This is a genomic window from Nibribacter koreensis (genome assembly GCF_039541795.1).
Taxonomy (GTDB): Bacteria; Bacteroidota; Bacteroidia; order Cytophagales; family Hymenobacteraceae; genus Nibribacter; species Nibribacter koreensis.
Genome location: NZ_BAABGX010000002.1, coordinates 184,684 through 203,219, shown reverse-complemented (window position 1 = coordinate 203,219; position 18,536 = coordinate 184,684). Strand labels below are relative to the sequence as shown.

The following is an 18,536-nucleotide window of genomic DNA, read 5'->3' as shown; positions in this document are numbered from 1 at the left end:
CAGAAAACAGGCCAAAACTACAGCCCGTCGCCGTACTTGAAATGCTTGTTCACCGTCACGGGCAGTTTACCCGCCGGTTCCAGTTTTCCTAATACTAAAGACGCCGCCGCGGCCTGGATGGCCGGCAACTGCTGATAGCCTACTAAGATAGAAGTAGCCTGGTGAATATCAGCAAAATGGTCTAAAGTATAGGCATTGTCAAACAGCACCACAACACTCCGTTTCTTTCTGGCCAGCTCATTGATGAGTGCCCGGTCCTCGGGGCCTAAACCCAGGCTGTTGCTAGGCCTGATGCTAGGTCCGTAAATGCTCAGGATGATGAGGTCATGCTTGAGCAGGTCCTTTCTGAGTTTCTTGATGTATTTGGCGTTGCTCTTGCGGGGCAGGAAAAACTCCTTCACGGCCAGACTACGTTTTATGCGCTGCTGAAACACCGTGCTGCTGGTGGCGCCAATGGCCAGACTGGCCACACTACGGCGCTTTTTGTTTTCTATGGGTATTTGGTGCTTCTTGTTTTTGAGCAGGGTCAAGGAGCCTTCGGCCAGGCGTCTCAAGGTCTCATGCGCCCTAGACCGGTTCAAGTCTTGGTGCAGGCTGTCCAGCGCAATGGGTGCATAGTGATTCAAGCCTACCCAGTGCTTGGCGGCTAATACCTTCTTGCAACGGCGGTCAATCTCTTTCTGGCTAAGGCGTCCTTCTCTAATGGCTTTTTTGATGGCGGCCAACGCCTTGGGTACGCTCACCAAACGCTCCAAGACGTCATTGCCCGCTTCCAAAGCCATGACTTCGGCCTCGCCGGGCTTAAAGTATTTGGTCACGCCCTTCATGACCATGGCATCTGTGAAAATGAGACCGGCAAAATCCAGCTCCTTTCTTAATAAATCTGTGGTGATGGGTTTAGACAAAGAAGCCGGCAGGTTGGCAGTGGAGTCCAACTTGGGCATGTGAATATGGCCCACCATCATACCGCCCACGCCGCTATTGATCAAATGCCTGAAGGGGTACAGCTCCAGAGAATCCAGCCGGTCACGGCCGTACGGGATGATGGGCAAGTCATGGTGCGAGTCTACGTCCGTGTCGCCGTGGCCGGGAAAGTGCTTGGCCGTGGCAATGATGCCGTTGTCCTGCATGCCCAGCATCTGCGCCAGGCTCTTAGAACTCACGTCTTCCTTGTTTTCGCCGAAGGCCCGGTACGAGATAATAGGGTTCTGGGGGTTGTTGTTCACGTCTACCACCGGCGCAAAGTTTAGGTGCATGCCCAGCCGTTTGAACTCATAGGCCATTTCGGCGCCCATGCGGTAGATTAAGCTGTCATTGTTAATGGCCCCCAGCAGCATGGGCAGAGGGTACTGCATGGCGCTGTCCATGCGCATGCCTACGCCGCTTTCGGCATCCATGCCTATCAAAAGCGGTACTTTAGACGCGGCTTGCAGTTTGTTGGTGAGCTTGGCCTGCCGCACCGGTCCTCCTTGGAAGAAAATCAAGCCGCCCACTTTGTAGCGTTTGATGAGGTTGAGAACGTCTTCTTCGTGCTTAGGGCCTTGGTTGGAGAAGACCTCAATCATCATGAGCTGGGTGATGCGCTCATCTGGCGTGAGGCGCTTAAAGACCGAATCTACCCACTTGTTTTTTCTATTGAGGGCCGTAATGAGGGCGTTGGGGTATTGGATGGTGTCTTCGGGCTCAATGTTGGTAGGCTTGAAGACCACGGTATGGTGCACGGGTTTTTCTTCTTTACACGACCAGGTACCCAAAGCCAGAAGGCAAAGCAAAACGGCGTAAAAGAAGCAAGAAAGGGTTTTGGTTGGCGCAGAAAACATGGGGTTGCATTGGTTCGCTAAAGGTGCTTCAGCAAGGGACTTTTACTGCCAATGCCCGCTTAGAGTTTCGGAAGATACGCAATGCTGGGCTGTGTTTTAGCTGTTAAACAGGAATATGTCTCTAGTTACCAGCTGCTTGTAGTTGATAAGCCCGTTTTTGGCCTGTTTTCCAGAAAACAGGCCAAAAACAAATGAAAAGCATACCAATGTTTTCTTGCATTGCTTCCTCATCAGAAAAGAGCCTTATATTTCAGGGACTAATACTAGCTTACAGTTTTAGGCTTTAAGTGAATAAATACAATTTGATGCTCCCCGCCTGTAAACTTTACATTCTCAGCACTACTTCAGCCTCCGTAGGCGATAGTGGAGAACCCTTTGGTAGCATTTACAATTTAGAACGTGCTTGTCCATTTTGTGGAACGGCCGCCCAGTTAGTTGGACCTATAAGGAGCATCGGGCTAAGCAAAGCAAAAAAAGACTTTTTTGATACACTAGGCGGCGATTTGATGCTATCTGAGAAGCTTAAACAGGCCCTCGAAGATGCAGGCTTGATGTCTAACTGTTTATACCCAGTCCATGACACCAAGGGAAATGTTCTTCCTCTGTATCATATTAACCCTACGTTGACATTGCCAAAAGCGCATAAGGATTCTACTGGATTGAAAAAAGCAGATCAATGCAAAAATTGTAAACGCGATGGTCACTTTAATGAGGCCATCATAGGGAGCCTTGAGAATGATATACCTACATATGTGGCACCGCTCCAACTTAATTATGATAATGTTGATGCTGACTTTCTAAACAGCTCAGATGCCTTTAATACCTGGGAACACTTTGGGATTTCAAGATTGAAAAAAGAAGGAAATTATGTTGTTCATTATGCCCGGCCATTGATTATAGTCAACGAAAGGGTCAAGGCAGTTTTTGAAAAGCTTAAAATTAAACACACAGAGTTTGAAGAAGTAACACTCAGACTTCCAGCGGATAGTTTCTTTAATTAGCTTCCGTTTTTGGCCTGTTTTTCATAAAACAGGCCAAAAACGGAAGTTAAAACTTAGTAGGCGTTTGTCTATAAACAGAAAGAGGAAGCCATGCCAGATAGCTTCCTCTTTCTATTAGAGTATAGAGGTTCTATTTGAAAATCTCTGCGAAGAACTGTTTCATAGCTTCCCATGATCTTCTGTCGGCGGCGGCGTTGTAAGCGGCCCCTTTGCTGTTGTCATTGCCGGCGTCTGGGTTGGTGAAGGCGTGCACGGCGTCACTGTAGGCAATGAACTGGTAATCCACCTTGGCGTCGTTCATTTCTTTGTAGAAACCATCCAGCTCAGCTTTAGAGATGTAAGGGTCAATGGCGCCGTGGGCTACCAATACTTTGGCTTTAATGTTTTTGGCATCTGCTGGGTTGGGCGTGCCCAGACCTCCATGGAAGCTCACCACGCCGGCCACATCAGCGCCGCTTCTGGCCAGTTCCAGCACCGTGGTGCCGCCAAAACAGTACCCAATGGCCGCTATCTTCTTGCCGTCTACATTGTTCATTTTGCGCAGGTGGTCTAGGCCGGCATTCACTCTGGCTCTAAGCAGGGGGATGTTGTTCTTGTATTTGCCAGACTCGGCCCCGGCTGCCTCAGGAGAAGCGGGACGAACGCCCTTGCCATAAATATCGGCGGCGAAGGCCACGTAACCCATTTTGGCTAGTTGGTCACAGCGCTTTTTGGTGTAGTCATTCAGGCCCGTCCATTCATGCACTACCAGCACGGCAGGGCGTTTGCCTTTCTGGGCGGGGTCATAGGCTAAGTACCCTTCTAAGGTGGTCTGGCCTTCTTTGTATTCTACCAGTTGGGTAGTGATTTTTTGGGCATGCGCAGGAATCATGAGCAGCAGTGAAAGAGATAAGAGAAGCAATAATTTTTTCATAATGAAAGTGTAAAGGAACGAAGTGGTTAGGGAATGGACAAAATTCAAGAAAATTTTGAACAGCGTTTTGATTGCATTCACAACTTAAACGAAACCATATTGTTTAGAGGTGCCGGCGGTCATTAGAAAGCTCCGCCTAACCGTTTTTGGCTTGTTTCCCAGAAAATAGCCCAAAAATGACACTGCCTGTCCCTTCAGGAGAGGAGACAGGCAGTTCTTAAAGGCTTGCGCGTAGGTTAGGGGTTGCTTAATTGTCTTGCATTTTCTTGCGCAGAATCTCTTCCAACTCAGGTAGGTGCGGCTGAATCTTGGATTGACCTAACTGGGCGCCGCGCATGGTTAGCGTGCTTTGCTTGGCGGCCAGTTTCTTGCCGGTAGGCGTCTTAAAGAAGGTGGTCATGTCTTTGAGCTCTTTCTCAGTGAACTCCTCCATGTACATTTTTATCATGTCTTCTTTGAGGGCGTTCCAGCTCATGTACTTGGCAAAGAAGGAGCGTACCTCCACTTCGGCTTCTTTCATGACGGGCATTTGGTCTATTTGCAGCGTGAGCATCTGCTGCAAGTTGGTGTCTATGGTCTTGGGCGTGTCCATGATGAGAAGCAGGCTTTCGGCGGCTTTGTAATGCGTTGACTGGGTTTGCGCCATGGCGCCGCTACCCACTGTGGCCAACAACAGAAGGAGCCCTACTACAAATGATTTTTTCATAAAATAAATATTTACGGTATCATGTACGCACATTTGCATGCCATGGCCTTAATCTTGCCAGCTCTTTTTGGCCCCGGCTAAAATAAACCAGCCACTGGAGAGCCCGTAAGAGCCTTTGGCGTCCCTATACCCTATAACCTTAGAATGTATACATCTACCCATGAAGATAACCAAGAAAGAAACCGCCTATAAAGGACACTACCAACTGCAGGTATACACCGTGCAGAACGGGCAGGAAGAATTTAAGCGCGAGGTGTTCCAGACGGGCATTGCCGCCGCCGCGCTGGTCTTTGACACCAAACAACAACAGTTCATTCTGGCCAAACAGTACCGGCCGGCCGTGGAGCAGGAACTGGTAGAAGTGGTGGCCGGCATGCTGGACAGCCCAGATGAGAAACCCGAAGACGCCATTACCCGCGAGATTGAGGAAGAGATTGGCTACAACGTGGACAAACTGGAATTCATCTCAGAGTTCTATCCTTCGCCGGGCGCCTGTTCAGAGAAAATTGTTCTGTTTTATGCCGAGGTGAGCCACCAGGTGAGCCAAGGCGGCGGCAAAGATGACGAGCATGAGAGCATTCAGTCTGTAGTGTATTCGGCTAAAGACTTAGAAGAGAAGGTGTTTGTAGACGGAAAGACGTTCATGGCCGTGCAATGGGCCAAGGCGCATCTGCTGCCAAAACTGCTTAATAAGTAGGCAGATGACGGACTGGTTTTTATGGGTGCATTTCTGCAACAGTAGCCCCAAATGGTAAATGTCCTATTGCGGTAAATCAACTCTGTGGCCTTGGTCTCGTAAACAGAGTACACGATTTTGTAAGTATTCACTTAAAATAGGAAACCATGGCTAACGACAATAGAAATTCTGAGAACCAGGAAAACCAGAACCAAGGAGACAATAAAAACAAGAACGCACAGCAGCCAACCAGTGGCTTTGCCGACCAAAACTACGGTACCAAGGCTAAAGACGGCAACACGGGCAACTATGACTCTCAAGGAAGAGCAGACGTGAACGATGCCGGTGGTAACTTAGACAGAGGCCAGGCCCATGACGACATAAACGGCGGCGGCGACATCTTAGGCCGTCAAGGCGGCGGACGCGGCGAGGCGCAGGGCTTAGGCAAAACGCCTTCTAACCCCACCAGCAACACGCCACGCGGGGCAGAAAGTGATAAAGACACCGGTCGTGGCACGCACGCCGGCGGCCTAGGCGACAGCCACAGTGGCTTTAAAGGAAATCATAACGGCAACGACGGCACCGGCGGCGGTAAAAGCAGCGGAAGCGCCGGCCACGGCGGTGACCCAGAAAAGAGAAAAGACACGGGTAGCGGCTCAGCCTCAGGCAAAGATGATGTAAACAATCCTACTATTGCCGGCCGCGGAGGAAAACATTAATCACCCGGCCAGCAAGGTACCAGAAGGCCCGTTCTTTAAATAGGACGGGCCTTTTTTGTTTTCGGCCTGTTTTTTCATGAAAAGAGGCCAAAACGGAGGACAAGGATAAATATACCCAGGTATTGAACCAGTGACTAACGGTACCGTGTTGAAAAATTTTATTGTTGAATAGGAAAATGCCAGTATAAATTACAACTTAAGGAATAGGATCCTCTTGTGTCCAAAACAAAGCTCAGCCTGATTCTCATGGTCAGAGAGTTGTCAAAAATTGTCTAGCAGATGAGTCAAGTACGCCCAGAGATTAGTGTTGTCATTCCGCTGTATAACAAAGGTCCTTATGTGGGCGCTACCTTGCAGTCTGTGCTGGACCAGACCTTTGGTAATTATGAGGTGGTAGTGGTAGATGACGGCTCTACAGATGACGGTCTCCAAACAGTGAAGTTGTTTACTGATGCCAGAATCAAGGTGGTAAGCCAAGCCAACCAAGGCGTGTCCTCAGCTAGAAACCATGGGGTGCGCCAAGCCCAGGCTCCTTTTATTGCGTTTCTGGACGCTGATGATCTTTGGCAGCCCACTTATCTACAGGAAATGCTAGGCTTTATTCAGCAGTATCCAAATTGTGGTCTATACATAGCCGCCCATAAGGTAGCAGAAAAAAACAAAGTACAGGACCCAGATAAAGGCCTTCCAAACGGTTTGGTGCCAGATTACTTTAAGGCCGAACTAGACCACAAAATCACCAGACTGTCTTCAACGGTGGTGCCCCGTGCCGTTTGTGAGAAAGTGGGGTGCTTTCCGATGGGCATGGTAAGCGGTGAGGATACTTATTTCTGCGGCAAAGTGGCCATAGCACACCCCGTGGCCTTTTTAAATAAACCTCTGGTGATCTATAACCAGCAGTACAGTGGGCTAAGCACCAGGTCATTTAAAGGTGATGCCTGCGCAGAATCCTGGTGCGACCTGTACCAGCCCGGGCAGTATTATCAAAATGAGCTAGTGGCGGTAAAGGCCCTTAAAGCTGGGATTAGGTTTGCTTTGTCTATGCACCGTGACCAAAGCAGGATTATTGAGAAGAAGACTGCGTATACAACCCTCTTCAGAAAGAAATGGCGGTATTTGTATTTCTTAAACAGGGTGCCAACGGCATTCATTGTGCTATACAAAAAAATAAAGCCGCTTCTAGCTAAATAGTAGTCAAATACTTAGCCGCATGTTGTGGTATATACGTATAATACCATAGAAATCTTGGGCTAATCCTACACGCGCATTAGCTTTTTCATCCTCCCTTCGGCATTCAATACTCGTGCAAGCCAGTGGCTTTGCCGTATTGTTGGTACACCTGCACTTGGTTTTTTGTCTCTGTCGCTTGCCTTACCGTTACTGCCATGCCAGTTACCCAAACTACCAAATGGGATTGGGAGATTACCAACAAAACCACCTTCTGGAGCCACAGCGCACAGGAGTTGTGGGCGTACAGGCATTTGTTGGTGGGGCTGGTGCGCCGCTTTTTTCTGCTTAACTACAACCAAACCGTTCTGGGTCCGCTGTGGGTTCTGTTCCAGCCCATCCTCACGCTGGTCACTTACGTGTTGGTGTTTAATAAACTAGTGGGCATCTCAACGGGTGCTTTGCCGCCGGTAGTGTTTTATGCCTCGGGTATTGTGCTCTGGAATTTCTTTAGCGACAGTTTTACGGGCACCTCCAACACGTTTAGAGAGAACATTCAGCTGTTCAGCAAGGTCTACTTCCCTAGAATCATCATGCCCCTTTCAGTGGTGAGCACGCAAGCCCTTCGGTTCTTAATTCAGCTGGTCATGTTCATCTGTGTCATTGCCTACTACAGCCTGACCACCGATTTTGACTTAACCTGGAGCTGGAATCTGTTGCTGTTGCCGGTGGCCATTGCCTTAGTGGGTTTGCTGGCATTGGGGCTGGGGCTGCTGTTTTCTGTATTGACCGCCAAGTACCGCGACATTTCTAACCTGGTCAGCCTGGGCGTGCGCCTGCTCATGTTTGTAACCCCGGTCATCTACCCATTGACAGTGATCCCAGAGAAGTTGCGCTGGGTGGTGCAGTTAAACCCCTTGACACCGCTCTTTGAATTGTTCAGGCTTTCCTTGTTAGGGCAGGGTCTGGTAACGCCGGGTCAGCTGGGGTATAGTTTGATTCTTACAGTCGTGCTGCTATTAGGCGCGGTTCTGTTTTTTAATAAACAAGGCGATAAGTTGATTGATGTAGTCTAAAAGAAAGGAAATCATGTCTGAAACCGTCATCAAGGTAGAACACCTGTACAAACTGTACCGTCTGGGTACTATTGGTACTGGCACGTTCAGACGGGACGTTCAGCGCTGGTTCACAACTTCCATTCTAAAAAAGGGTGATCCCTATATCCTGTCAGACCCAGAGAAGAAGGCAAAGCACATAGAAAACCAATCGGTGCTGGCCTTGCAGGACATCAACTTTGAAGTAAAGCATGGTGAGGCCATAGGCGTCATTGGCAGCAATGGTTCGGGCAAGTCTACGTTGCTTAAGATCATCTCCAGAATTGTAAAGCCCACAGAGGGGATTGTGCGTGGCAGGGGCAAAGTAAGTAGTTTGTTAGAGGTAGGTACGGGATTTCATCAGGATTTGACGGGCCGGGAGAACATCTACATAAGCGGCTACATCCTGGGCATGAGCAAATCTGAGATCAGGTCTAAGTTTGATGAGATTGTGGCTTTTTCTGGGGTGGAGGAGTTTATTGACACCCCGGTAAAGCGGTATTCATCCGGCATGTACGTGCGGCTGGCCTTCGCCGTGGCCGCACATTTAGAACCAGATATTTTGATTGTGGACGAGGTGCTGGCCGTGGGGGACGCAGACTTCCAGAAGAAGTGTCTGGGTAAGATGCGCGAAGTCTCTCAGTCACAGGGCCGCACCATCTTGTTTGTGAGTCATAGCATGCAGGCCGTCAAGAACCTTTGTGACAAGGCGCTCTGGCTTAACAAGGGAGAATTGCAAGCGTTTGCAGACGTTAACACCGTGGTTAATAAGTACCTCAACCAAACCCAGCGCGCCAATTTCAAGCAGATATGGATTTCACCGGCTAATGCCCCAGGTATTGACTGGCTCAGGATGAAAGCCGTTGAGTTAGTGCCTCAGTTGGACCGGCCAGAAGACCCTCTGGACATACGGGTGCCCTTGATGGTCAAGTTCCAGTTCTGGTGCTTGAAAGAAGACATAGAACTGAGCGTAGGCTTGTTACTTTTCACGGCCAGCGGCGAATGCATTTTTGACGTTCCCTCAGACCCCGTGCTTAGCCAAATAGGTGTGATGGAAGGGCAATGCACCATTCCCGGCAATTTTTTAAACGACGGCTCTTATTACGTCTGCCTGCATTTTGTGAAGGATACGTCAATACCGGTTTATGACTTAGACGAATGCCTGTCTTTTGACCTGGAAGACTATAGAGGAGCCATTCAATGGTATGGCAAATGGTGGGGAGCGGTACGGCCCAAACTACCCTTCCAGGTTAAACACACGGCGCAGATTCTGGAAAACACTTCTGTCTAAAGCTATGAAAGCATCTATCTCTTACCATATCCATCACTTGAACCTCAGCAACGGCCTGCACTTGCCAGACCTTTTGGACATGGAGCAAGGCCAGTACTTGGTTTTCTGGTGGAAGTCTCTGGCCTTGGGCCACGTATTCCTGGAGCCAAACGCTCATCTGACTTTGGCAGGCTTGCTCCAGAAAGTAACTGCCGCAATTCATCCAGCTGTTGAGGTATATGCCAATCAAGGCGGATTTTCTCATACACCCTGGCACCGATGGATAGAGCTAGAAGAGTCAGAGAAGTGGCTGGGCTTTTTTGAAATGGTCTTTGCCAAGGTGGTTCCTAAGGAAGTGCCTGCCCAAGTGCCTGTCTCGGTAGTCATATGTACCTGCAACCGGGCTCCACAGTTAAAGCAGTGCCTGGAGCGCTTGCTTCAGTTAAGTTGCCAGCCCCAGGAGATCATTGTGGTAGACAATGCTCCTAGAGACAACGCGAGCCAGGAAGTGGTGGCACAGTTTGCAGGTATCACCTATGTGCGTGATCCTAGGGTAGGGCTGGACATTGCCAGAAACACCGGTGCTAAAAGAGCCAGTCTGCCGGTGGTGGCTTATGTAGATGATGACGTATTGGTCACTCCTCTATGGATTTATCATGTCTGGGATACCTTCAAAGACCCCAAAGTGGCCGCCATGACAGGTCTGGTCATTGCCTCTCATCTTAAGTCTGAGGCCCAGTGCATTTTTGAGAAACATTGGAGCTTTAACCGGGGCTACGTAGACAAAGTCTATGATACCCAGTTCTTCAAAGTGACCCTTCCCAAAGGTCCGCCGGTCTGGGAGATTGGCGCCGGCGCCAACATGGCGTTCAGAAAAACGGTGTTTGAAGACGTGGGCTACTTTGACGAGTTACTGGACGCTGGAGCCGCCGGCTGTAACGGGGACTCTGAGATGTGGTACCGCGTTCTGGCCAAGGGGCATTCCATTCACTACAACCCCAGAGCCATCGTCTTCCATGAGCACCGCGAGAACGTGCAGGAGTTGAAAAAGCAGATTTTCTATTACATGCGGGGCCATACCGTGGCGGCGTTGCTACAACAAGAGCAAGAACGCGAGGCAGGCTACGCCCTTTACCTGACCAAGTTGTTTTTTCTGTGGTTTCCAAAAGCGGCGGTGCGGGGATTCCCTGGCTATAAATTTCAGCATAAGACTTTGTGGTCAGAGATTACGGGCGTGGCCGCGGGGCTGGCCTATTACCTGAAGCACAAAGGAAAACGTGTCATGTAATTAGATTCAAAATGGACACTTCGCTAAGATCTTCGCAACCGTTGGTATCGGTGGTTATTCCGTGTTACAACCAGGCGCATTTCTTAGCAACCGCTATTGAGAGCGTGCTTGCCCAAACCTATGCTCATACAGAGATTGTGGTAGTGGACGATGGGTCAAAGGATGACACAAGGGCGCAGGCAGCGGCTTACCCAAATGTAAGGTACCACTACCAAGAGAACCAAGGCCTGCCATCTGCCAGGAACGCCGGCATACGGCTCAGCAAAGGGGAGTTTCTGGTGTTTTTGGATGCAGATGACTGGCTTTACCCAGCAGGGATAGAAGCCAATGTGACACAGCTTCTTCAAAACCCAGCGTTGGCGTTCGTCTCGGGGATGTTTGACGCCTTTTACAGTAATGAGAATAGAACCGAGGCCAAGGGGATGACGGTCACGGGCGCAAACCATTACTGTCATTTACTCCAAGGCAATTACATAGGGATGGTGGCTACGGTGATGTTTAGACGGCAGGTGTTTGAAGAGTTTCTGTTTGACGCCTCCCTCAAGAATTGCGAGGATTACGACCTGTATTTGCGTGTAGCCAGAAGGCATCCGGTAGCGCATCATGATGCTAAAATTGCGGTGTACCGGTTTCATGATTCCAATATGTCGGCCAATATCCCCGTGATGTTGCAAGGGGCCTTGAATACCTTAGAAAGACAGAAACCCAGCTTGAAAACAGCTGATGAACAAAAGGCTTTCCAGCAAGGAAAGTCCATTTGGAGGAAGTATTACAGCCAGGAACTGTACCAAGCCTTGCTCAAGCAGAAAGCTCCGATCCAGGCTAAAACGATAGCTTTTTTGCTTAAGAACAACCCTACCTACGCATTAAAATATTCTCTGAAACTTGACAAGGCCATGGTGAAGAAAAAAGTAAAGAAACTCATCCCAGTCTCCTGGTTGCGGTACTTGCACAGAAACAACTGGTACAGGAATTTCCTGCCACCGGTTGGGGAGGTGAGCTTCGGAGATTTTGGGAGTACCAAGCCGTTCAGCAAAGAGTTTGGCTACGATCGCGGCGGTCCCATTGATCGGTATTACATAGAGAGCTTTTTAACCGGGCAGGCTGATAGTATTAGGGGCAGGGTGCTGGAGATAGGTGACAATGAATACACTCTTCAATATGGCCAGACCAAGGTAACGCAAAGCGATATTCTGCATGTAGACGCATCCAATTCCAAGGCCACCTTCATAGCCGACATAAGTGACGCCCCGCATCTACCTGACAATGTATTTGACTGTTTATTGCTCACCCAGACGCTGCACTTGATCTATGAAGTGAAAAACGCCCTTAGAACGTGCCATAGAATCTTAAAGCCAGGCGGAAGCCTTCTTTTAACGGTGCCCGGCATTACACCCATTGACCACGGTGAATGGAAGGAAACCTGGTACTGGGCCTTCACGGACAAGGCCATGTACAAGCTACTGCAAGAGACCTTTCCTGGTGGCCAGATAGAGATAACCACCTACGGCAATGTGTTTTCCGCCAGTAAGTTCTTGTACGGCCTGGGTTTGCCCGAAGTGCCCAAAGAAAAGCTGGATTATCATGATCCCCATTACCAGGTGATAGTAGCCGTAAAAGCCACTAAGGCTGTAGCATGATGGTCACTAAGCTCAAACATATCATCAAAGGGTACCTGCAACCCAGCGCCCTGGTGCTCATGTACCACAGGGTTGATGCGTCTATGCAAGACGCCTGGAACATCGCGGTTCACCCAGACCTCTTTGAGCAGCAGCTTGAAGTTCTTCAAACAAACCATAACGTGTTACCGCTGTCTGAGCTAATAGAGAGAGCGCATAAAAACAGCCTGCCACGCAACAGCCTGGCCATTACGTTTGATGACGGCTACCAAGACAACTATCTGCAAGCCAAACCGCTTCTGGAGAAATACCGTCTGCCTGCCACCTTCTTCATAGCCACCGGCAACACAGGCACAGTCAATGAATTCTGGTGGGACGAGCTGGAAGAACTACTCCTGAAATCACCAAGCCTGCCAGTAAATTTCAAGATGACCATAGCCGGCACGTCAATAGAAACAGAGTTAGCGCAGGAAAGCCTTCTTGATGACAACCTCCAAAGCAAGCTCAGGTTCTGGAAAGCATTTGTGCAGGAACCAGACACCCAGAGAGGCAAGCTCTTCCTGCAACTTTGGTTGCTAATAAGACCACTTCCGGCTACAGAACAACAACAGTACTTAGCCCAACTAAAAGAATGGGCCGGAGGAAGCCAAGAGAAAAAAAATGGCTATAAATGTATGACTTCTGGGCAGATACAGGAGTTGGCCAACCATCCGCTCTTTGAGGTAGGCGGGCATACGGTTACGCACCCGCTGTTGTCTAGCCTTGACAGAGCACAACAGTACCACGAGTTAAAGGCCAACCAAGACACATTGCAAGAAATCACCGGTAAGCCAATCAGTACCTGCTCTTTCCCCTACGGAGCTTACAATGCAGATAGCTTAGTGGTGGTCCAGCAGATGGGCTATGCCGCGGCGCTCACCACCCAGGAAAAACGCATCAACCACCAGACAAATCCTTTCCAGTTGGGCAGGATCCAGGTACCTAACCTGAGCAAACCAGACTTCCGTCAGTTCCTAAGCCATCCTAGATAATGTAACGCATCTGCTTATGAGTACCTTGAACCAACCCCTTGTCTCGGTGATCATACCGTTCTACAATGAAAAGGACTTCCTGTCAGAGGCCATTGACAGCGTGCGCCAGCAAACTTACCCAGACTGGGAAATCATTCTGGTAGATGACGGGTCCACCAATCATAGCCATGAGATTGCCCAAGGGTATGCCGCCGCCTATCCCCAGAAGATTAAATATGTAGAGCATGGCGGGCACGTGAACAAAGGCGCGGCCGCTAGTCGTAACCTGGGCATCCGGCATGCCAAAGGAGAACTATTGGCGTTTCTGGATTCTGATGACGTCTGGTTGCCATTTAAACTCCAGACCCAGGTAGACATCTTTCTGCAAAACCCAGTAGTAGGATTGGCCGCTGAGGCGTCTGAGTATTGGTTTAGCTGGGACAACCCAACCAAAAAAGATGTAGAGGTACAAGTAGGCGTGTTGCCAGATAAAGTGTATGCACCCGGTGCACTAACCAAAGCCTTGTATCCTCTGCAGCCCAATTCCTGCCCCTGTCCTTCGGCACTGATCATGACCAGAGAGGCATTTGAACGGTCTGGCGGCTTTGAAGAATCATTCATCAAAGAGTACCAGATGTATGAAGACCAGGCATTCTTAAGCAAAGTCTACCTGAAAGAACATGTCTACATCTCCTCTGAATGTAACAACCGCTACAGACAAAGAATAGGGTCTGTAGAGCAAAGCGCCAAAGCCAATGGTTTGTACCACGTGGCCCGGCAGTATTTTCTGGAGTGGTTTGAAAAGTATCTGGATCAGAATAAGGTCAATGACCCAGAAATACGCGCTTTACTGGAGAAAGCCTTTCTACCGTACCGCCACCCGCAAGCCTATTACTTCAAGCACACTCTGCCTACCCGCCTGAAAAGACTGTTCAAGAAAGGAATGCACAAATTAACCGCCTCATGAGGATGCCTGCCGTTACCGTCCTAATGCCCGTCTACAACGCTCAGAAGTTTCTGAGGGCAGCCATGGAGAGTATTCTCCAGCAGACCCTTCATGACTTTGAGTTCTTGATCATAGATGACGGTTCTACAGATGACAGCCTGGCCATTATTCAATCCTTTGCAGACCCACGCATCCGGTTGTACCAGAATGAGCAGAACCTGGGCATAAGTGCCACTTTGAACAAAGGCATAGAACTGGCCACTGCCCCCCTCATTGCCAGGATGGACGCAGATGACATCAGCTACCCCGATAGGCTACAACGGCAGGTAGACTATTTACAGAAGAACCCAGCCTGCGCCATGGTGTCTTCTTTGGTGAAAGTAGTAGATGAGCAAGGCAGGTTCCTGCGGCAGGACGTCTTCAAGAGCGAATACTTCTATTACAACCTCACGTTCATCTGCTGGATTTACCATCCTACGGTACTGTACCGTAAGGCCGCTGTTCAATCCGTGAGTGGGTACACCGCGCCTTATGCAGAGGACTTTGAGCTGTTCTGGCAACTGTCAAGGAAGTACCCAATCCACAACCTCCCTCAGGTTCTGCTAGACTACCGCGTCACCAGCCAGAGTCTGCACCAGGTACTGCGCAAAGCAGAATATGCCAGCGCGCAACAAGAGCAAATTCTGCGCAACATCCAGTATTACACCGGGCCAGACTGCGTGGTGCCGTCAACCTATATTGAATGCTACCAGCATAACTTCTTGCCGTTGTTGCAAAAAAGAGAAGTGCAGGAAATGGTGCGTTGCCTAAGAATGCTGGATGACCTCACCAAGCAGATTCTCCTCAAGGATAATCCTAACAGAAACGTAGAGGCTATCCAGAAAGCGGCTGTTTACAAGAAAAGATACATTGTAGATTCCTTGCTGCCTCACTTGGCCTGGACTCAGAGCATTTACCTTTTGCTGTCTGTCTTTTCCTTGAAAGACTTGGTGAAATTCTGCCGGGCCAAAAGGATAGAGGCAAAAAGAAAAGATACCCAACCAGAGCAATTTCCTGCGCCCCATCTTACCCCTGAACTCAGTTTAGCCTAAGCCTATTTCCAACACTATACCATCAAGCATCATGATAAGAATTCCCACGTCGCCGCCCGTCATCCAGCCCTTGCCTCTGGCAATGGAGCGGCCGTTGTGGTCAGTGATGATTCCGGTGTACAACTGCGGGACATTCCTGAGAGAAACTTTAGAGAGCGTTTTAATGCAGGAGATGCCCGAAGCGCAGATGCAGATTGAGGTAGTGGATGATGCCAGCACCGACGTGGATGTGCAACAATTAGTGCAAGAGGTGGGCAACGGCAGAATCAATTACTACAGGCAAGCGCAGAACGTAGGCAGTCTCCGTAATTTTGAAACCTGCCTTAACCGCGCGAAGGGCCATTTGGTGCATTTGCTGCACGGCGACGATTTTGTGGGTCAAGGTTATTATGCGCAGTTGGCCCAGCTGTTCCAACAATACCCAGAAGCGGGCGCCGCTTTTTGCCGCTACCGGTGCGTAAATGAGAAAGGGAAGAAGGTCTATGACAAGACTCCAGAAGCTACCCAACCAGGCCTATTAAGAAACTGGCTACAAAAAATCAGTGAACGCCAACAGGTGCAGTACGTGGCCATGACCGTACGCAGAAGCGTGTATGAACAATTGGGTGGTTTTTATGCTTTGGAGTACGGTGAGGATTGGGAGATGTGGGTCAGGATTGCCAGCCGGTATCCAGTGGCGTACACGCCGCAAACCTTGGCGTTCTACCGGGAGCACGCAGATTCCATTTCTGGGAGCAGGTTCTCGTCTGGACAGCATTTGCAGGACCTGGCCAAAGCCATGGAACTCATCCAACAGCACCTGCCACCAGAAGCCAAAAGCCAAACCCTTAAAAAGTCACAGCGCTACTATGCCAAGTACGGCTTAAAAGTAGCCCGAAAGCTATGGCGAAGCGTTCCTGACCAGACCGCCACCCTCGCCCAGATGTCTCAAGCCCTCCAACTCGCCAAGAGTCCCCTGTTGTACCTGCTCAGTCTAAGATTACATGCTATGATGTTACTCCGGAGATTATGGAACTAGGCGTATCAGTGGTCATCTGCACCTATAACGGGGCCCGGTTGTTGCCCAAAACCCTCATGCACTTGGCGCGTCAGCAGGTGCATGAAAATATCAAGTGGGAGGTATTGGTGATAGACAACGCTTCTACAGACAATACCCAGGTGGTCATTTGCGACGTGTGGGCAGATGGCAAGAGCGCGGTGCCGTTGACCGTTTTATACCAGCCCACCCCCGGCCTTTCCCATGCCCGCCACATGGCCCTGGAGAATGCCCGCTTTGAGTTTGTCCTCTTTTGTGATGATGATAACTGGCTGGCCCCGCACTACGTCAACACGGCCTACAACCTCATGGCCCGTTACCCGCATATTGGCATGTTGGGTGGCCGCGGCGAACTAGTCTTTGAAAGCAAGGCACCGCTCTGGGCCAGAGGACACGGCATGTTTGCCAACGGCCCGCAGGCCAAAGCCTCTGGCCAGGTGCCTAACAACGTGGTGTACGGGGCTGGGTGCGTGCTCAGAAAGTCTGCCTATGACAAGCTCCTCAAAGCCAACTTCAGGCCCTTGCTCCTGGACAGGCAAGGCATATGCTTAACCGCCGGCGGCGACTATGAACTCTGCTACAACATGGCTCTGGCCGGGTACTCCATCTGGTATGAAGACCGCCTCAGGTTTAAGCATTTCATGCCCAACGGCCGGCTGTCCTGGGCCTATACCCTTCGGTTGATAAAAGAAGGCGCCAGAAGCTTTGAGAGCATTGTTCCTTACCGTATTTTCTTGAACAAAGGCGCCAGAAGCAAATCAGATTTTTATGTTTACTTGCTCTTGATTTTGGCGTCTTATGCGGTGAAATGGCTGGGAGCTGCGCTGTTCTTTTTGTATAGGTTTCAGCAGAAAGAGGAGAGGGGCTTTTACTATTTAAAAGCCGCCTCGGCTAAGGCAAAGCTAACGGCCACGCTCCGGCACCAGACCCTATACGCCAACTTTCTGAAAATTTCAGGATTTGCCGCTCGCGTCAAAAAGACTTCAGGCCGAAGAAAGAAAAAAGCGACGCCACAAGTACGGCAATCATCCTATCCAGAGGCGTATTTCCCTTTGTAGTTTCTTCTCCATTCGTTTTTTTGGTGTATGACGTCTTCCTGATGTCCAGGATGGTCGTTTTTGGCCTGTTTTCCAGAAAACAGGCCAAAAACGACCATGGGTTACCGTGGCAGCGTTTGTCGGTTTTTCTCGTACAAACAGCTTACCCGCCCAGCAAAGGGAACTTAGGGGCTTGCTCAAAAACAGGATAAAATTCCCAAATCAGGCAAAAGACAGGAAGACGATATGGTATTGACACTAGACGGAATAGAGGTGCCCATCACGCACCCAGAAAAACTGTACTGGCCAGAAGAAGGCATCACCAAAGGCGATTTGGTCAACTACTACCAAGGCATGGCCTCCATTATTCTGCCCTACCTACTAGACCGCCCAGAATCGCTGCTGCGCCATCCCAACGGCATTGCAAAACCAGGTTTCTTCCAGAAGGACGCGGGAGACAACGCACCAGAATGGGTAGAGACCAAGGCCATCAAAGCCGCGTCTACAGGCCAGGAAGTGGAGTACATCATCTGCCAGAACAAGGCCACGCTCGCCTACCTCAACAACCTGGGATGTATTCAGCTTAACCCCTGGAACTCGCGGCTGCCATCCCTGGACCGCCCAGACTACCTGGTGCTGGACCTGGACCCCGGTGAGAATACCTATGATGAAGTGGTGGAGACCGCCCTGGTGGCCAAAGACGTACTGGATGAGTTGAAGATTCCGGTGTACGCCAAAACCTCCGGCGCCACGGGCATGCACTTGTACGTGCCGTTGGCCGCCAAATTTTCTTTTGATCAGGTAAAGGAGTTGGCTCTGCTCTTGGCGCAAAACATACATGAGCGTCTGCCCAACCTCACCAGCCTGGAGCGCAGTCCCAAGGAGCGCCGCCACCAGATTTACATTGACTACCTGCAGAACGCCATCGCGCAGACCATTGCCGCCCCTTATTGCGTGCGTCCGCGCGCCGGTGCCGCTGTGTCCACGCCCCTACAATGGAAGGAAGTCAAAAAAGGCCTGCATCCGTCCCAGTTTACCATCCAGAACGTGCCTGCGCGAGTAGAAAAACTAGGCGATATTTTCAGGCCGGTGCTGGGCGAAGGCATAGACGTAAAAGCGTATCTCAAACAACTCAAGAAATAA

Annotated in this window: 17 protein-coding genes; 14 read left to right on the top strand and 3 right to left on the bottom strand. The window is 50.0% G+C overall.

The annotated features are described in order from the left end of the window. Window positions 1-17 precede the first annotated feature (17 nt). A complete protein-coding gene (locus tag ABD880_RS08075; RefSeq protein ID WP_345164467.1) occupies window positions 18-1,820 on the bottom strand; it encodes a glycoside hydrolase family 3 protein in 1,803 nt (600 codons plus the stop codon). A gap of 287 nt (window positions 1,821-2,107) precedes the next feature. On the opposite strand from ABD880_RS08075, the gene ABD880_RS08070 reads away from it, so the two are divergent. Continuing rightward, complete coding sequence (locus ABD880_RS08070) at window positions 2,108-2,821, top strand: hypothetical protein (RefSeq protein ID WP_345164465.1); 714 nt, start codon at window positions 2,108-2,110, stop codon at window positions 2,819-2,821. Window positions 2,822-2,951: 130 nt separating this feature from the next. Here the strand turns inward: ABD880_RS08070 and ABD880_RS08065 are convergent, their stop codons facing one another. After that, window positions 2,952-3,734: a dienelactone hydrolase family protein gene (locus ABD880_RS08065; RefSeq protein ID WP_345164463.1), complete on the bottom strand. Its 783-nt coding sequence runs from the start codon at window positions 3,732-3,734 to the stop codon at window positions 2,952-2,954. Window positions 3,735-3,981: 247 nt separating this feature from the next. Next, complete coding sequence (locus tag ABD880_RS08060; protein ID WP_345164461.1) at window positions 3,982-4,440, bottom strand: DUF2059 domain-containing protein; 459 nt, start codon at window positions 4,438-4,440, stop codon at window positions 3,982-3,984. 160 nt (window positions 4,441-4,600) lie between these two features. Between ABD880_RS08060 and ABD880_RS08055 the strand changes: the two genes are divergently transcribed. The 13 genes from ABD880_RS08055 (at window position 4,601) to ligD (ending at window position 18,536) form a co-directional block, all read left to right on the top strand. Then, window positions 4,601-5,137, top strand: coding sequence for an NUDIX domain-containing protein (locus ABD880_RS08055; protein WP_345164460.1), 537 nt, complete (start codon window positions 4,601-4,603; stop codon window positions 5,135-5,137). 146 nt (window positions 5,138-5,283) lie between these two features. Beyond that, on the top strand, window positions 5,284-5,835 hold the full coding sequence (locus ABD880_RS08050; protein ID WP_345164458.1) for a hypothetical protein: 552 nt from the start codon (window positions 5,284-5,286) through the stop codon (window positions 5,833-5,835). A 279-nt stretch (window positions 5,836-6,114) separates the two neighbouring features. Next, entirely contained in the window at window positions 6,115-7,026 is a 912-nt protein-coding gene (locus ABD880_RS08045) for a glycosyltransferase family 2 protein (RefSeq protein ID WP_345164456.1), read from the top strand. A 194-nt stretch (window positions 7,027-7,220) separates the two neighbouring features. Further along, entirely contained in the window at window positions 7,221-8,078 is an 858-nt protein-coding gene (locus ABD880_RS08040; RefSeq protein ID WP_345164454.1) for an ABC transporter permease, read from the top strand. Window positions 8,079-8,091: 13 nt separating this feature from the next. Then, the gene (locus ABD880_RS08035) at window positions 8,092-9,387 is read left to right on the top strand and encodes an ABC transporter ATP-binding protein (RefSeq protein ID WP_345164452.1); all 1,296 of its coding nucleotides are present in this window, start codon (window positions 8,092-8,094) and stop codon (window positions 9,385-9,387) included. Between the two features lie 4 nt (window positions 9,388-9,391). Next, window positions 9,392-10,654, top strand: a complete 1,263-nt coding sequence (locus ABD880_RS08030) for a glycosyltransferase family 2 protein (RefSeq protein WP_345164450.1) — start codon at window positions 9,392-9,394, stop codon at window positions 10,652-10,654. A gap of 11 nt (window positions 10,655-10,665) precedes the next feature. Then, window positions 10,666-12,294, top strand: coding sequence for a glycosyltransferase (locus tag ABD880_RS08025; RefSeq protein ID WP_345164448.1), 1,629 nt, complete (start codon window positions 10,666-10,668; stop codon window positions 12,292-12,294). After that, window positions 12,291-13,304, top strand: a complete 1,014-nt coding sequence (locus ABD880_RS08020) for a polysaccharide deacetylase family protein (protein WP_345164446.1) — start codon at window positions 12,291-12,293, stop codon at window positions 13,302-13,304. Before ABD880_RS08025 ends, ABD880_RS08020 begins: the two co-directional genes overlap by 4 nt. A gap of 16 nt (window positions 13,305-13,320) precedes the next feature. Beyond that, a complete protein-coding gene (locus tag ABD880_RS08015; protein WP_345164444.1) occupies window positions 13,321-14,250 on the top strand; it encodes a glycosyltransferase family 2 protein in 930 nt (309 codons plus the stop codon). After that, a complete protein-coding gene (locus ABD880_RS08010; RefSeq protein ID WP_345164442.1) occupies window positions 14,247-15,320 on the top strand; it encodes a glycosyltransferase family 2 protein in 1,074 nt (357 codons plus the stop codon). Before ABD880_RS08015 ends, ABD880_RS08010 begins: the two co-directional genes overlap by 4 nt. A 31-nt stretch (window positions 15,321-15,351) precedes the next feature. Then, a complete protein-coding gene (locus ABD880_RS08005) occupies window positions 15,352-16,338 on the top strand; it encodes a glycosyltransferase family 2 protein (RefSeq protein WP_345164441.1) in 987 nt (328 codons plus the stop codon). Then, window positions 16,329-17,414 (top strand): glycosyltransferase, encoded by a 1,086-nt coding sequence (locus ABD880_RS08000; protein ID WP_345164439.1) that lies wholly within the window; start codon window positions 16,329-16,331, stop codon window positions 17,412-17,414. Before ABD880_RS08005 ends, ABD880_RS08000 begins: the two co-directional genes overlap by 10 nt. 225 nt (window positions 17,415-17,639) lie before the next feature. Continuing rightward, window positions 17,640-18,536, top strand: coding sequence for a non-homologous end-joining DNA ligase (gene ligD / locus ABD880_RS07995; protein WP_345164437.1), 897 nt, complete (start codon window positions 17,640-17,642; stop codon window positions 18,534-18,536).

What these genes read in the sequence shown, in the direction of transcription:
- ABD880_RS08075 (WP_345164467.1), bottom strand. Translation starts at nt 1,820, where the DNA reads ATGTTTTCTGCGCCAACCAAAACCCTTTCTTGCTTCTTTTACGCCGTT.
- ABD880_RS08065 (WP_345164463.1), bottom strand. Translation starts at nt 3,734, where the DNA reads ATGAAAAAATTATTGCTTCTCTTATCTCTTTCACTGCTGCTCATGATT.
- ABD880_RS08060 (WP_345164461.1), bottom strand. Translation starts at nt 4,440, where the DNA reads ATGAAAAAATCATTTGTAGTAGGGCTCCTTCTGTTGTTGGCCACAGTG.
- ABD880_RS08055 (WP_345164460.1), top strand. Translation starts at nt 4,601, where the DNA reads ATGAAGATAACCAAGAAAGAAACCGCCTATAAAGGACACTACCAACTG.
- ABD880_RS08050 (WP_345164458.1), top strand. Translation starts at nt 5,284, where the DNA reads ATGGCTAACGACAATAGAAATTCTGAGAACCAGGAAAACCAGAACCAA.
- ABD880_RS08045 (WP_345164456.1), top strand. Translation starts at nt 6,115, where the DNA reads ATGAGTCAAGTACGCCCAGAGATTAGTGTTGTCATTCCGCTGTATAAC.
- ABD880_RS08040 (WP_345164454.1), top strand. Translation starts at nt 7,221, where the DNA reads ATGCCAGTTACCCAAACTACCAAATGGGATTGGGAGATTACCAACAAA.
- ABD880_RS08035 (WP_345164452.1), top strand. Translation starts at nt 8,092, where the DNA reads ATGTCTGAAACCGTCATCAAGGTAGAACACCTGTACAAACTGTACCGT.
- ABD880_RS08030 (WP_345164450.1), top strand. Translation starts at nt 9,392, where the DNA reads ATGAAAGCATCTATCTCTTACCATATCCATCACTTGAACCTCAGCAAC.
- ABD880_RS08025 (WP_345164448.1), top strand. Translation starts at nt 10,666, where the DNA reads ATGGACACTTCGCTAAGATCTTCGCAACCGTTGGTATCGGTGGTTATT.
- ABD880_RS08020 (WP_345164446.1), top strand. Translation starts at nt 12,291, where the DNA reads ATGATGGTCACTAAGCTCAAACATATCATCAAAGGGTACCTGCAACCC.
- ABD880_RS08015 (WP_345164444.1), top strand. Translation starts at nt 13,321, where the DNA reads ATGAGTACCTTGAACCAACCCCTTGTCTCGGTGATCATACCGTTCTAC.
- ABD880_RS08010 (WP_345164442.1), top strand. Translation starts at nt 14,247, where the DNA reads ATGAGGATGCCTGCCGTTACCGTCCTAATGCCCGTCTACAACGCTCAG.
- ABD880_RS08005 (WP_345164441.1), top strand. Translation starts at nt 15,352, where the DNA reads ATGATAAGAATTCCCACGTCGCCGCCCGTCATCCAGCCCTTGCCTCTG.
- ABD880_RS08000 (WP_345164439.1), top strand. Translation starts at nt 16,329, where the DNA reads ATGGAACTAGGCGTATCAGTGGTCATCTGCACCTATAACGGGGCCCGG.
- ligD (WP_345164437.1), top strand. Translation starts at nt 17,640, where the DNA reads ATGGTATTGACACTAGACGGAATAGAGGTGCCCATCACGCACCCAGAA.